General features: G+C 32.7%; 12 protein-coding genes. 10 read left to right on the top strand and 2 right to left on the bottom strand.

The window, feature by feature from the left end:
- Positions 1-22: 22 nt before the first annotated feature.
- Positions 23-772, bottom strand: coding sequence for a MurR/RpiR family transcriptional regulator (locus tag LQ668_RS04535; protein WP_107509193.1), 750 nt, complete (start codon positions 770-772; stop codon positions 23-25).
- Between the two features lie 150 nt (positions 773-922).
- Between LQ668_RS04535 and LQ668_RS04530 the strand changes: the two genes are divergently transcribed.
- The 6 genes from LQ668_RS04530 (at position 923) to desA (ending at position 8495) form a co-directional block, all read left to right on the top strand.
- On the top strand, positions 923-2500 hold the full coding sequence (locus LQ668_RS04530; protein WP_107509194.1) for an alpha-glucoside-specific PTS transporter subunit IIBC: 1578 nt from the start codon (positions 923-925) through the stop codon (positions 2498-2500).
- A 24-nt stretch (positions 2501-2524) separates the two neighbouring features.
- Positions 2525-3850, top strand: coding sequence for a 6-phospho-alpha-glucosidase (locus tag LQ668_RS04525; protein ID WP_107509195.1), 1326 nt, complete (start codon positions 2525-2527; stop codon positions 3848-3850).
- A gap of 705 nt (positions 3851-4555) precedes the next feature.
- Complete coding sequence (locus LQ668_RS04520) at positions 4556-5293, top strand: GTP pyrophosphokinase (protein WP_107509196.1); 738 nt, start codon at positions 4556-4558, stop codon at positions 5291-5293.
- Positions 5294-5395: 102 nt separating this feature from the next.
- Complete coding sequence (locus LQ668_RS04515; RefSeq protein ID WP_078358515.1) at positions 5396-5983, top strand: YdeI/OmpD-associated family protein; 588 nt, start codon at positions 5396-5398, stop codon at positions 5981-5983.
- A 108-nt stretch (positions 5984-6091) separates the two neighbouring features.
- A complete protein-coding gene (locus LQ668_RS04510) occupies positions 6092-7168 on the top strand; it encodes a M42 family metallopeptidase (RefSeq protein ID WP_107509198.1) in 1077 nt (358 codons plus the stop codon).
- A gap of 349 nt (positions 7169-7517) precedes the next feature.
- Positions 7518-8495 carry a Delta(5) desaturase DesA gene (gene desA / locus LQ668_RS04505; RefSeq protein ID WP_239775914.1) on the top strand — a complete coding sequence of 326 codons (978 nt, stop codon included), beginning with the start codon at positions 7518-7520 and terminating at the stop codon, positions 8493-8495.
- Between the two features lie 774 nt (positions 8496-9269).
- Here desA and LQ668_RS04500 read toward each other — a convergent pair.
- Positions 9270-9683 carry a DUF2871 domain-containing protein gene (locus LQ668_RS04500; RefSeq protein WP_119634133.1) on the bottom strand — a complete coding sequence of 138 codons (414 nt, stop codon included), beginning with the start codon at positions 9681-9683 and terminating at the stop codon, positions 9270-9272.
- Between the two features lie 274 nt (positions 9684-9957).
- Here LQ668_RS04500 and LQ668_RS04495 point away from each other — a divergent pair, with 274 nt between their 5' ends.
- From LQ668_RS04495 to LQ668_RS04480, 4 genes are read left to right on the top strand one after another with little or no spacing between them, the layout of a single operon-like run.
- Positions 9958-11901, top strand: a complete 1944-nt coding sequence (locus LQ668_RS04495; protein WP_239775913.1) for a BglG family transcription antiterminator — start codon at positions 9958-9960, stop codon at positions 11899-11901.
- Between the two features lie 2 nt (positions 11902-11903).
- Positions 11904-12344, top strand: a complete 441-nt coding sequence (locus tag LQ668_RS04490) for a PTS sugar transporter subunit IIA (RefSeq protein WP_107509199.1) — start codon at positions 11904-11906, stop codon at positions 12342-12344.
- Position 12345: 1 nt separating this feature from the next.
- A complete protein-coding gene (locus LQ668_RS04485; RefSeq protein WP_078357913.1) occupies positions 12346-12630 on the top strand; it encodes a PTS sugar transporter subunit IIB in 285 nt (94 codons plus the stop codon).
- Between the two features lie 19 nt (positions 12631-12649).
- Complete coding sequence (locus tag LQ668_RS04480; protein ID WP_078357914.1) at positions 12650-14008, top strand: PTS ascorbate transporter subunit IIC; 1359 nt, start codon at positions 12650-12652, stop codon at positions 14006-14008.
- Positions 14009-14826 lie beyond the last annotated feature (818 nt).

Here is a 14826-nt window from a genome sequence, read left to right as displayed (position 1 = left end):
CTTAATATATATTAGCTATACCCTAGTGTAACATTTTCCATTCACTGAATTTGCGTACGATGATTTCAAAAGCTATATGATAGGGTAAAAAGCTTGAATATGAAACTTGATTGTAGAGTTCTATTGGTGAGCTGTTTACATATATATTGTAGCGTGCATTTTGTGCTAAGTAGTTGTCTTTTAAAGTTGTAAGAGAAATGTAGCTGATATTACGTGTATGCATAATTTCAATATTCTCTTTAAGATGTGGTGTTTCACCAGATAAAGAAATGATAAATATTAAATCGTCTTCTTTCATTTGATTCATTGAAATTTTAAGTTCACTTTCATCATTTATGACCATTACTCTTTTATTAATAGAAAGAAAATGACGTTGTGCATCTCTCGCGACATTTAATTGTGCGACACCTGTTCCATATATATAGATGTATGGTGATTTATCAATTTGTTCACTTATATAATCATAATCAATCATTTTTAAGTGCTTTATTGATTGTTGTAAATCTTGCTCGAGACTTTCTATGATATCGCTAGATGGTTTAGAAACTTGTTTGTTTAGTTTAATGTAAGCTTTGAAATCACTATAGCCATCAAATCCTAATTTGCGAGCTAAACGGTGGATAGAAGATATTGAAGTATGTGATAGATCAGCTATTTCTTGAATTTTTAAGCGATGAATCAAGTGAATATTTTGGTTAATCATTTGTATGATATGTATATCATTATCGTTAAGTCGTTGGTAATGCTCATTAATCAGTTTATCCAAAATCATTATAATCCTCCATTCGAAGTGAAAATATTTTTGTATTATGAAAATATAATCTAAGTTTACTATGTGATTTCTATTTACGTCAAACCTATTGGAAAATGTAAGCGGTTCCTATATTGTGGAGTTAACTTGATACAGAAAAGGGGCTAATATATGAATGCAATTAAACGATTTGGTAGTGCCATGATTGTTCCGGTATTGCTATTTGCATTTTTTGGTATTGTTGTAGGATTTGCAACTTTATTTAAAAATCCAAATATTATGGGTGATATAGCAAATGAAGGCACAATGTGGTTTAAAATTTGGAGCATAATTGAAGCTGGTGGTTGGACGATATTTGATCATATGGAATTAGCTTTTGTAATAGGATTGCCGATTTCACTAGCTAAAAAAGCACAAGGTAGAGCAACATTAGCTGCATTAATGATTTATCTTGTATTTAACAATTTTATAAATTCTATATTAACACTTTGGCCAAAAACTTTTGGAGTAGATTTATCAAAAGGTGTTGAAAATTTAACAGGTGTTAAAGAAATAGCTGGAATTGAAACTTTAGATACAAGTATTATCGGTGCAATTTTCATATCAGCAATTGTTATTTGGATACATAATCGTTTCTATGATAAAAAGCTTCCTGAAATGGTTGGTATTTTTCAAGGGTTACCATTCGTCGTTATAATTGGATTCTTTGTTATGATCCCAATTGCTTTTATTGTTTGTACAGTTTGGCCGACAGTTCAAACTGGTATCGCATCATTACAAGGCGTAATGCTACATTCAGGATTTGTTGGAGTTTGGTTGTTCCATTTCTTAGAAAGAATTCTTATACCAACAGGATTACATCACTTCATTTACACACCGTTTGAATACGGTCCAGCTGTTGTGAATGGTGGCTTGAAACCTTACTGGATTGAACATTTAACAGAATTCTCTAATTCTACAAAATCACTTAAAGAATTATATCCATATGGATTCTTGTTACAAGGTAACATTAAAATGTTCGGTTGTTTAGGTATTGCTTTAGCAATGTATGCTTCAACACCTAAAGAAAATAAGAAAAAAGTTTTAGCACTTGTATTACCTGCTGGATTGACTGCAATTTTCGCTGGTATTACCGAACCTTTAGAATTTACATTCTTATTTATAGCACCATACTTATTCTTAATTCATGCATTGTTAGGTGCAACGATGGTTACCATTATGTATCTCTTCGGTGTTGTTGGTATTCAAGGTGGTGGCGCAATAGAACTTGCTGCAATTAACTGGATTCCATTGTTCTCTAACCATGGCAGTACTTATGTGGCACAATTCATTATCGGTATCATATTTGTTGTCATTTACTTCTTTGTTTTTAAATTTATTATAGAGAAATTCAATATTCCTTTACCTGGACGAGTTGCTGATGACGGTGACGCAAAACTGTATACAAAAGACGATTATAAATCTAAAAAAGGTAGTGCAGATACGCATCTTGATAACAATGCATCTGAATATGATACAAGAGCCATTTACTTCTTAGAAGGTCTAGGTGGTAAAGAGAATATTAAAGATGTAACAAATTGTGCGACAAGATTAAGAGTAACCGTTTATGATGCAGATCTAGTAAAAGATAATGATTATTTCACACATAACCAAATGGCACATGGTGTTGCGAAAAGTGGTACGAACGTACAAGTTATTGTTGGGTTAAGTGTGCCACAAGTAAGAGATTCATTTGAAACAATGATTTAAACAAAAATTTGGAGGTCATGAATAATGAAGAAATTTAATATTACAGTAGCAGGCGGCGGAAGTACATTTACACCAGGTATTATATTAATGTTATTAGATCATTTAGAAGATTTTCCAATTGATACAATTAAACTTTATGATAATGATGGAGAAAGACAACAAACTATAGCTGACGCTTGCGAAATACTTTTAAATGAAAGAGCACCAGGTGTTAAATTATTAGCAAGTACAGATCCTAAAACAGCATTTGAAAATGTAGATTTTGTGATGGCACATATCCGTGTAGGTAAATATGCAATGAGAGAACAAGATGAAAAAATACCACTAAAACATGGTGTTGTTGGTCAAGAAACATGTGGACCAGGAGGCTTGTCATACGGTATGCGCTCAATAACAGGGGTGCTTGAAATTGTTGATTATATGGAAAAGTATTCTCCAGAAGCTTGGATGCTCAATTATTCAAATCCAGCTGCTATAGTAGCAGAAGCAACTAGAAAACTAAGACCAAATTCAAAAATATTAAATATTTGTGATATGCCAATAGGAATTGAAGAATTAATGGCTACAAATATTGGTTTAGAATCTAGAAAAGAAATGGTCGTTAAATATTATGGGCTTAATCACTTCGGTTGGTGGACAGATATTAGAGATAAATCAGGTAAAGACTTGATGCCTAGTATCATTAAACACGTAGAAAAGTTTGGGTACTCAACTGATACGGGCAGTGAAATGGAACAAGAAGCAAGTTGGAACGATACATTTAAAAAAGCACGTGACGTTCAAGCATTAGATAAAGATACATTACCGAACACATATTTGAAATATTACTTCTTCCCAGATTATGTAGTAGAACATTCAAACAAAGACTATACAAGAGCGAATGAAGTAATGGCAGGAAGAGAAAAGTTTGTATTTGGAGAATGTAAAAGTATTATTGAAAAAGGGACTGCAGAAGGAACAGAGCTAACAATAGATGAACATGCATCTTATATCGTAGACTTAGCCAGAGCAATTGCATTTAACACAAAAGAAAGAATGTTAATGATTGTTGAAAATAAAGGCGCAATATCAAACTTTGAGCCAACAGCAATGGTTGAAATACCATGTTTAGTTGGTAGTGAAGGGCCAGAACCATTATCTGTAGGAGAAATACCAAGATTCCAAAAAAGTTTAATGGAACAACAAGTAGGCGTAGAAAAATTGACTGTTGAAGCTTATGAAGAGCAATCTTATCAGAAATTATGGCAAGCACTCACATTATCTCGAACAGTACCAAGTGCATCCGTAGCAAAAGATATATTAGACGATCTAATAGAAGCAAACAAAGGCTATTGGCCAGAACTGAAATGATTTGAAAAAGCTGAGACAAATTAATTTGTCTCAGCTTTCTGTTTTGAAAGTAAAGATGAGGAGTGAGATAGGAGTTAATCGAAGAGATGGTGTAAGTTGTAGATTAACTCGGCAGTTAATCGAAGAGATGGGTAAAGTTGTAGATTAATTCGTTAGTTAATCGAAGAGATGGGTAAAGTTGTAGATTAATTCATTAGTTAATCGAAGAGATAGCGTAAGTTGTAGATTAACTCGGCAGTTAATCGAAGAGATGGCGTAAGTTGTAGATTAATTCGTTAGTTAATCGAAGAGATGGCCAAAGTTGTAGATTAATTCGTTAGTTAATCGAAGATATGGTGTAAGTTGTAGATTAACTCGGTAGTTAATCGAAGAGATGGTGAAAGTTGTAGATTAACTCGGCAGTTAATCGAAGAGATGGCGTAAGTTGTAGATTAATTGGGTAGTTAATCGAAGAGATGGCGTAAGTTGTAGATTAACTCGGCAGTTAATCGAAGAGATGGGTAAAGTTGTAGATTAACTCGGCAGTTAATCGAAGATATGGTGTAAGTTGTAGATTAACTCGGTAGTTAATCGAAGAGATAGCGTAAGTTGTAGATTAACTCAGCCGTTTTTCCCATACCATCGTTCTTTAATAGAAATCTTCTAAGTGATATAATTAATTCAAGAGTTATATATTTTTATTTAAAAATATAAGGGAGAATATCTATGTATATAGAGAGAAAGCCAACTATCAATTTAGCGGAATTAAAGAAGGAATTCACTAGTAATCTAGGGGAAATTGAATATGCACAATCATCTGAACAAGCTTTAGAAGAACTTTTTAATTTTATTGAATTACAACATAATTACGCTGCTGCTTTAGAAGAAATTGGTACTAAATTGAAAATTTTAGATGATGAATTTCAAGTTGCTTATAAGCATAATCCGATTCATCATATGGAAAAGCGTGTTAAAGAGTTTCCGAGTTTAATTAAAAAGTTAGGACGTAAAGGGTTCCCTTTAAATGCTGATTCGGCAAAGAAAAATATTCAAGATATAGCGGGGATGAGAGTAGTTTGTAATTATCTTGAAGATGTATATACTATTGAAAAATTATTACTGAGACAAGCTGATGTCAAACTATTAAAAAGAAAAGACTATATCGAGAATCCTAAATTAAATGGTTATAAAAGTTTGCATATAGTTGTATCTATTCCAGTGTTTTTAGCTGAAAGTGTGCAAGTAATACCTGTTGAAATTCAAATTCGCACGATAGGTATGGACATGTGGGCGAGTTTAGAACATAAGCTAAGATATAAGAATACACACGTTTCAACTGAGCAATACCAAGAGAAATTGAAAGAATGCTCAATTGAAATTACGAATGTAGAACAAAAAATGCAAGAAATGAATGATGAAATTTATCAGGATGAAACGGATCATTTATTAAAAATAGATAAATAATAAGAGTGAGAGGTAGGTCATCGTAATGGTCTTGCCTCTTTTTTATTTTCATAATGTATTATAATCTTAAATAAACAATTATAGATTAAAGGAGTGGGGAACATGGATAGACATCCTAAAGTTGAAGCTTTTATGCAACGAGAGAAGAAATGGAAAGCAGAGTTTGAACTTCTAAGAGAAATTATTCGTGAGTGTGAGCTAGAAGAAGATTATAAATGGATGCATCCTTGTTACACATTAAAAGGTAAGAATGTGGTGCTCATTCATGGCTTTAAAGAGTATTGTGCACTTTTATTTCATAAAGGAACATTATTAAAAGATCCTCATAAATTATTAATACAACAAACAAAAAATGTACAAGCAGCTAGACAATTAAGGTTTACTAACGTTGAAGAAATTAAAGAACAAAGAGAGATGATTAAAGATTATGTTGTTGAAGCTATTGAACTTGAAAAATCAGGAGCTAAAGTTGAATTAAAAAAGACAGAACAATATGAAATGCCAGTAGAACTTCAAGAACAATTAAATCAAAATAAAAATTTAAAAGAAGCATTCTATAATTTAACGCCTGGACGACAACGCCAATATATTTACTATATTAGCCAAGCGAAGCGGGAAACTACTCGTATGAGTCGAGTTGAAAAATATATTGATCATATTCTCGACGGAAAAGGTCTAAATGATGAATGATAATGTATAAAAATACTGAAAAATCAATTAAATCAATCCTTTCTAAGATACATTTTATAAAGAACGTGATATTATAAAAGTGTTGACTACATTTAAGGGGGATTTAAATTGGCAGATTCAGTAAAATTATTAAAAACACTCACAGATATTAATGGTATATCTGGATATGAGTATAATGTTAAAGCTAAGATGAGAGAATACTTAGAACCTGTAAGTGATGAAATTGTAGAAGATAATTTAGGGGGCATTTTCGGGAAGAAGAATGCTAAAAATGGTTCTAAAACAATTTTAATCGCAGGACATTTAGATGAAATTGGATTTATGGTTACACGTATCGATGAAGATGGTTATATTAAATTTACGCCGATCGGTGGCTGGTGGAACCAAGTAATGCTTTCTCAAAAAGTTACAGTTACTACAGATGACGGTAAAGAATTAAGAGGTATTATAGGCTCTAAACCACCACATGTATTAACGCCAGAAGAACGTAAAAGTCCGGTAGATATGAAAGGAATGTTTATTGACTTAGGTGTTGGTAGTAAAGAAGCGGTAGAAAAATTAGGTGTAGAAATAGGTAACATGGTTACGCCATATTCAGAGTTTGAAGAGCTAGGTGATAGCAACTATTTAACAGCAAAAGCATTTGATAATCGCTTTGGTTGTGCATTAAGTGTTGATGTATTAAATAAACTTAAAAACGATGAACTTGGTATTAATTTAGTATCAGGTGCGACAGTACAAGAAGAAGTCGGTTTACGTGGTGCGAAAGTAGCAGCAAATAAAATTAAACCAGACTTATCAATCGCAGTAGACGTTGGAATTGCATATGATACACCTGGAATGAAAGGTCAAGATCATGAAACTAAACTAGGTGAAGGTCCACTTGTATTATTAATGGATGGAACGAATATTGGTCACGTTGGCTTTAGAAAATTCATTAAAAACGTAGCAAAAGATAAAGGGATTGACGTACAATGGGATAATATTACAGGCGGTGGAACAGACGCAGGTAGTATTCACGTTGCAAACGAAGGTACACCAACAATCTCAATAGGCGTACCATTACGTTATATGCACTCAAACGTATCGATTCTTCATAAAGAAGACTACTTAAACGCAGTAAAATTAGTAGCAGAAATCGTAAAAGCATTAAACGACGATACAGTAAAAGATATTATGTGGTAAATAGAAAAAGTGAGAGGCTGAGACAATTAATTTGTTTCGGTCTTTTTTTGAGACTTTTTTATATAATCATCGCGACCAATAAAAAAGTTATAGCATAAATCCTTTAATAACAGGCTTTACATCAAGTGTTATGACCAAGTAATAAATTATTATTAAAATAAAACAATATTTCTTGGTTGAATTCAACTTTTTTGAAATAGATATTAATTGTAAAGTGTCTTGTTATGCTATATCATAAGTATTAGAGATGGAAGTATTTGATTCATTCAGGTGTTTCTTTTTTCTATATTTATTGAATAAAAGGACGTGGAGAATTATCGAAAAAGAGAAGAAGAAGTTGCTACGAAAAATGGTAAAGCCATTTGAAAATAACAATCTAAAGAAAAGTACAATACAAATAATAAATACATTAATTCCGTTAATAGCACTTGTAGTAGTAGGATTCTTAAGTTATCAATTACATTGGTCATTGTCGTTGATTTGTGGCATTTTGGCTTCGGGATTTTTAATTAGAACATTCATTATCTTCCATGATTGTTGTCATGGATCATTTTTAAGTAAGAAAAAGAATAACGATTTATTAGGTAACATAACTGGACTTATGACGTTTTTCCCGTATGAAAAATGGCGTAGAGAACACATTATTCATCATACGAGTAGTGGTAATTTAGAAAAACGTGGTATTGGTGATATTTGGGTTATGACGATTGAAGAGTATCATGATGCTTCGAAATTTACTCAATTTAAATATCGTATGTATAGACATCCGTTTGTAATGTTTATACTAGGTCCTATATTCTTATTGTTTATTTCTAATAGAATGAACGCAAAAGATGCTAAACCAAAAGAAAAACGTAATACTTGGATTCATAATATCGTATTACTAACATTCTATGTTGGTATGTTCTTCTTAGTTGGAGCCGTTCCATTTATGCTAGTATTCCTACCAATGCTATTTATAGCTGGAATGTTAGGAATTTGGTTATTTTATATTCAACATACATTTGAAGATGCTTATTTTGAAGAGTCATCTGAATGGGATTATGTAAAAGCAGCTATAGAAGGTAGCTCTTATTATAAATTGCCTAAAGTTATACAATGGATGACTGGTAATATCGGCTACCACCATGTGCATCACTTAAGCCCAAGAATACCAAACTATCAATTAGAACAAGCACATGAAAAGACACCACCATTACATCATGCAACTACAATTACAATCAAAGATAGCTTCGAATCTTTAAAATATAAACTTTATGACGAAAAAAATAAATGCTTTATCACTTTTAAAGAATATGCACGTAGATTTAATAGAGGACATGCATAACATAGCTATAAATATATGAGGCCGGGACAAATTAATTGTCTCGGCTCTTTTTAGTGTGGAGGAAGTGGGCGATGTGTGGTTTGTGGATAGGCTTGGTTGTGGATCTTGATTGGGGGCTTGGTGTATATAGGTCGTGCATAAGGTCGTGCGCTAACTTGTAATATTCTGGATAGTGCTCCTTAGGTTGTTCTAACTGGCAGAATTCTGTATAGTGCTCTTTAGAAAGATCTAACTGGCAGAATTCTGGATAATGCTCTTTAGAAAGTTCTAACTGGCAGAATTCTGAATAGTGCTCCTTAGAAAGTTCCAACTGGAAGAATTCCGAACAATGCTCCTTAGAAAGCTCTAACTGGCAGAATTCTGAATAGTGCTCCTTAGAAAGCGCTAACTGGCAGAATTCCGAATAGTGCTCCTTAGCGACACCACCTCATGCGGACATTACTCAGAATTATGTCCCTAACGACACCTCTTGCGGACATTACTCGGAATTATGTCCCTAACAGCACCTCTTACGGACATTACTCAAAATTATGTCCTTAACAGTACCTCTTACGGACATTACTTGGAATTATTTCCCTAACGACCCTTCTTACGGACATTACTTGGAATTATGTCCCTAACATAATGACAAGCCTGGGGTATATGTCCCAGGCTTGTACGTTTAACTTATTAAGTTCAAATCAAGCAAGTATATAACGCACGAAGACTCCAAAGATATCGTGCGATTCACAATCTAAATTATGAATCCTGCTTCTTATTGCTTCTTATTGATTCTTAATGCTTTTTAAATTCATAGCTTTTATTTAATAGTACATAGAATAAGATGAATGCAACTGATAAGAATATATGTCCTAATCCTGACATACCTGCAATTGCTGGACTAGCTTCTATACCTTTTAATGTCATAATTCCGTTTGTCATTTGCATAGCAACTGTTAATAGTAGACCTACGTGATACGTGATGAAGAACCAGTTAAATAGTTTGTGATTTCTTGTTAGGCTAAAGTTTTTCTCTATAAGTAAGAATACTAGAAACATGATTGTACCTAATACGAGCATATGTGTATGCGTAACATTTAATTGAGAGTAACCTTCGAAGTCGTTAGCTCTGCTCATTTCTCTATAGAATAGTCCACTTAATAATCCTAATGCCGTGTAAATTGCTGAACTGTAAAATAATCTTTTCATTATTGTTTCTCCTTTTAATTGTTTTTATTAACAAATAAAATATTAATACAAATATATGAACTGAATATGAACAACTATATAAAATATTTAAATGCTGAGACAAATTACTTGTCTCAGCTTTTTTGAGGTTGGAGACATAGATTAAGTCCACTCCCAACTCTAAAAGTTCTTATTATTTGCATTGATGTGAAATGTTTCGGATTATAAAACGAAGTAGATTACACATCTATAACTTTAAGCAAACGCTTACAATATAAACAAGGAGGTTATTTGATTGCTTAGCAAACGTCAAAGAAATATATTGTCATATTTATCAGCTGAGAAGGACTTCGTAATGATCTCTGAATTGGCATCTTTATTTCAAGTTACTGAACGGACGATTCAATATGATTTGGAGTTTATTGAATCGTTTAAAAATGATTTGAATGTTGATGTTGATAGAAATAAAAGTTTGGGCGTCAAATTATCACAAAAAGAAAATTATAATGAAAATTCTAATGTCGAATTGGACATTCATTATTCTAAAAATGAAAGAAAAGAACAGATTATCTTAAGTTTATTTGAATCTTCAAGTCCGATTAGTTCTCAAAGTTTAGCTGATCTTCTTAATGTATCACGCCGAACGGTTGTAGATGATTTGAAGTCTGTACAGCTTTGGTTAGAAGAATATGCTCTTATTCTGGAATATAAAAAGAATAAAGGATTTGTTATTGAAGGTAATGAAAAGAATTTAAGAGAAGCTTATGCCAACGTGGTGAATGAGTATTTTCGTAAATCTACTGCTCAAATTGGAATTGAAATTTTTTCTAAAGATGAACTTGAAAAAATAAGACGTGCTGTCATTACAACAATAAGTGAACAAGATTTTCAATTAGTTCAAGTTGGTATTGATGGATTGATTTATCACATTATTATTGCAATTCATCGCGCGAAAAAGAAATTTGTTTTTGAAATTCCTGATGAAGAGTATGAGAGGTTAAGTAATACGGACGCGTTTAACATTGCAATTCAAATTACTGCCGAGTTAGAAAAATTATTTGATATTGAGTTTCCTAAAAGTGAAGCTGCATTTATTACATTACATTTATTAGGTGCTAGGGTAAATAAATTTCATCAAGAAGAAACACAACAAAATTTATCTCATTTATCTAGTTTGTTCATTCAAAAAGTCAGTGCTCAAATAGGTATTCCGCTTATTCACGATCATAAATTGCTGACGGGTCTTGTTACACATTTACAACCCGCCATCCATAGAATGACTTTTAATATGGAACATTCAAATCCATTGAAAAATGAAATCTTAAAAGAGTATCAAGATTTAGTACAAGCGATTAAAAAACAAGTTTGGATATTAGAAGAAGGATATCAAGTTACGTTTAATGAAGATGAAATTGCATATTTAGCACTGCATTTTGCTTCTTCAATAGAACGATTATCTAGCGAAGAAACAACTCAAATTAAAGTCATCTTGTTATGTGGTTCTGGTGTTGGGACTTCACAATTGTTGAAAAGTCGTATTAAGAATATTTATCCAGAATTAGAAATCTTAGATGCTTTTTCAATTTATGATATTTCGGAAAGTTTTCTAAAATCACATGGAGTAGACTATATCCTTTCAACTGTACCGGTTGATGGCTTTTCAGTACCGACTATCGAAGTTTCACCATTTTTAAATAAAGAAGATAGAAATAAAATCAATCACATGATTAATGATTATAGAGAAAGATATATTTCTAGTTTCAAAATGGTTGGACCTAGCTTAGAAGATGTCATACCTGAACATCATATTCAAACACATATTAAAGCTACGAGCAGAAATGAAGCAATCAAAAAAAGTGTACAAACTATAGTAGATGCAGACCACGTAAATAAACAATATGGTGATGAAATTGTTGACCACCTAGATAAATTTGGGCCTTATATGGTGATTGGACCAAATATCGCATTATTGCATTCAAATTTTGAGAATGTAAATGTTCCAGTAAGTATGTCCATTGTTCATTTTGAAGATGGAATCGACTTTGGACATGAACGATTTGATCCTGTAAAAGTCGTGGTTATACTCGCTACTAGTCAACCTCAAATACATTTGAATGCACTTGGTCAGTTAAGCCAAATCATTATGAATGAAGAAAATAGAAATGAAATGATTAAAGGTAATAAAGAAAGAATATTGCAACTCATCAAAACGGTGAACCAAAATGAGGAGGGTGTCTAAATTTGACCCAAATTATAAAAGAAGAACATATACAATTAAAAGATAAAGTTGCTAACTGGGAAGAAAGTATCCAAATAGCTGCAGCACCATTATTACAGGAAGATTATTTTAATAAGGATTATGTCGATTCAATGATTAAGAGTGTTCATGATATGGGACCTTACATTGTAATTGCCCCTGAAATTGCGATTGCACATGCAAGACCTAACGAGAATGTAAATAAAGTAGGATTAAGTTTACTTAAACTAGATGAACACATTAACTTTTCGGACAATAGTCATTTTGCGTCATTAGTATTTGTATTAAGTGCCATCGATAACGAAGCGCATCTCGAAATTTTAAAAAAACTAGCAACAATTTTAAGTGATAAAGAAACAGTTCAATCACTTGTTTTAGCAAAAAATAAATCAGAAATTATAAATATATTTAAGGAGAATGATTAATATGAAAATTTTAGTAGTTTGTGGACACGGTTTAGGAAGTAGTTTCATGGTTGAAATGAATGCACAGGAAGCATTGAAAAATTTACAAGCTCCAGATGATGTTAAAGTTGAACATAGTGACATAATGTCAGCAAGTCCTGATATGGCTGATGTCTTTATCTGTGGTAGAGATTTAGAAGAAAATGCACAAAGATTAGGTGAAGTTGTTGTGCTAGATAACATTTTAGATAAAGAAGAATTACAAAATAAACTAGAAGAAAAATTAAAAGCACTGAACATTTTATAAACAAAGGGGAGACTGCATCATGAATTCAATATTAGGATTTTTTGTAGATGTTTTTAGTCAACCTGCTATACTTGTAGCACTTATCGCATTGATTGGTTTAATTGTACAGAAAAAATCAGCAGCAGATATTACATCAGGTACAATTAAAACAATTCTAGGCTTTCTTGTATTAAGTGCTGGAGCAGGTGTTGTTACAAATTCATTAGAACCGTTCGGGAAGATGTTTCAAGAAGCATTTGGTGTACAAGGTGTCGTTCCAAATAACGAAGCCATTATATCCATTGCTTTAAAAGATTACGGAACAACAGCAGCTTTAATTATGATGTTCGGGATGCTAGTTAATATATTTATCGCAAGATTTACAAACTTAAAATATATTTTCTTAACAGGTCATCACACATTTTACATGGCAGCTTTTCTAGCAATACTGTTAACTGTAGGTAATATTACAGGGACAATGACAGTTATAATGGGGTCAATTATTTTAGGACTGATTATGGCAGTATTACCAGCACTTGGACAATCCACAATGAAAAAAATCACTGGATCAGACCAAGTAGCAATAGGTCATTTTGGAACAGTAAGTTACTGGGCAGCAGGAGAAATTGGTAAATTATTTTCTGGGAAATCAAAATCAACAGAAGATATTAAGTTTCCTAAAGGATTAAGTTTCTTGAGAGAAAGTACAATAAGTATTTCATTAACAATGATCGTACTTTATATTATAGCTGCATTATTTGCAGGACCAACTTTCGTACATTCAGAATTAAGTGACGGTACTAACTTTATAGTATTCTCAGTTATTCAAGGTGTAACATTTGCAGCAGGGGTATTTATCATTTTGACAGGTGTGAGATTAATTTTAGCTGAAATCGTACCAGCATTTAAAGGTATTTCAGAAAAACTCGTACCAAATACGAAACCAGCATTAGACTGTCCGATTGTATTCCCTTACGCACAAAATGCTGTATTAATAGGATTTTTCGTCAGTTTCGTCACTGGAGTTATAGGCATGTTAATCATGTTCCTTATAGGAGGCGTCGTAATATTACCAGGCGTTGTACCACACTTCTTCTTAGGAGCAACAGCAGGCGTATTCGGTAATGCAAGAGGCGGAATAAAAGGAGCCATTGCAGGATCAGCATTAAACGGTATATTAGTAACATTCTTACCATTATTACTCCTACCATTTATGGGAGACCTAGGAGCAGCATCGACTACATTCTCAGACACTGACTTCTTAGCAGTAGGAATCGTAGTAGGATATATAGCAAAATTCTTAGGATTAGCAGGCGTAATCGCAATCATAATCATTATTGGCGTATTAGGCGTGTTATTACAAAAACGATCTAACAAAAAAGTAGTAGAAGAGAAGTAAGAAGGAATAGAAAGCACTCCGTCTAGATGACGAAGTGCTTTTTTATGTGGAGTTAATCGGAAAGATGAGATATAGTCTGCTTATATTAAGTCGATTTTTGAAAAGATGAGGTAAGTCTTCGATTAATTCGGTAGTTAATCGAAGAAATTGGTTAAGTTGTAGATTAACTCGGTAATTAATCGAAGAGATAGTGTAAGTTGTAGATTAATTCGGTAGTTAATCGAAGAGATGGGTAAAGTTGTAGATTAACTCGGTAGTTAATCGAAGAGATGTTGTAAGTTGTAGATTAACTCGGTAGTTAATCGAAGAGATGTTGTAAGTTGTAGATTAACTCGGTAGTTAATCGAAGAGATGTTGTAAGTTGTAGATTAACTCGGTCGTTAATCGAAGAGATTGGATAAGTTGTAGATTAACTCAGTCGTTAATCGAAGAGATTGGTTAAATTGTAGATTAACTTGGTAGTTAATCGAAGAGATGGTGTAAGTTGTAGATTAACTCGGCAGTTAATCGAAGAGATGTTGTAAGTTGTAGATTAACTCGGTAGTTAATCTAAGAGATTGGATAAGTTGTAGATTAATTCGGTAATTAATCGAAGAGATGGTGTAAGTTGTAGATTAACTCGGTCGTTAATCGAAGAGAAGGCGAAAGTTGTAGATTAACTCGGCAGTTAATCGAAGAGATTGGATAAGTTGTAGATTAACTTGGTAGTTAATCGAAGAGATGGGTAAAGTTGTAGATTAACTTGGTAGTTAATCGAAGAGATGGGTAAAGTTGTAGATTAACTTGGTAGTTAATCGAAGAGATGGGTAAAGTTGTAG

It is taken from the genome of Mammaliicoccus sp. K-M42, from assembly GCF_022386375.1.
Classification (GTDB): Bacteria; Bacillota; Bacilli; order Staphylococcales; family Staphylococcaceae; genus Mammaliicoccus; species Mammaliicoccus fleurettii.
This window is presented reverse-complemented; position numbering and strand designations above follow the sequence as displayed.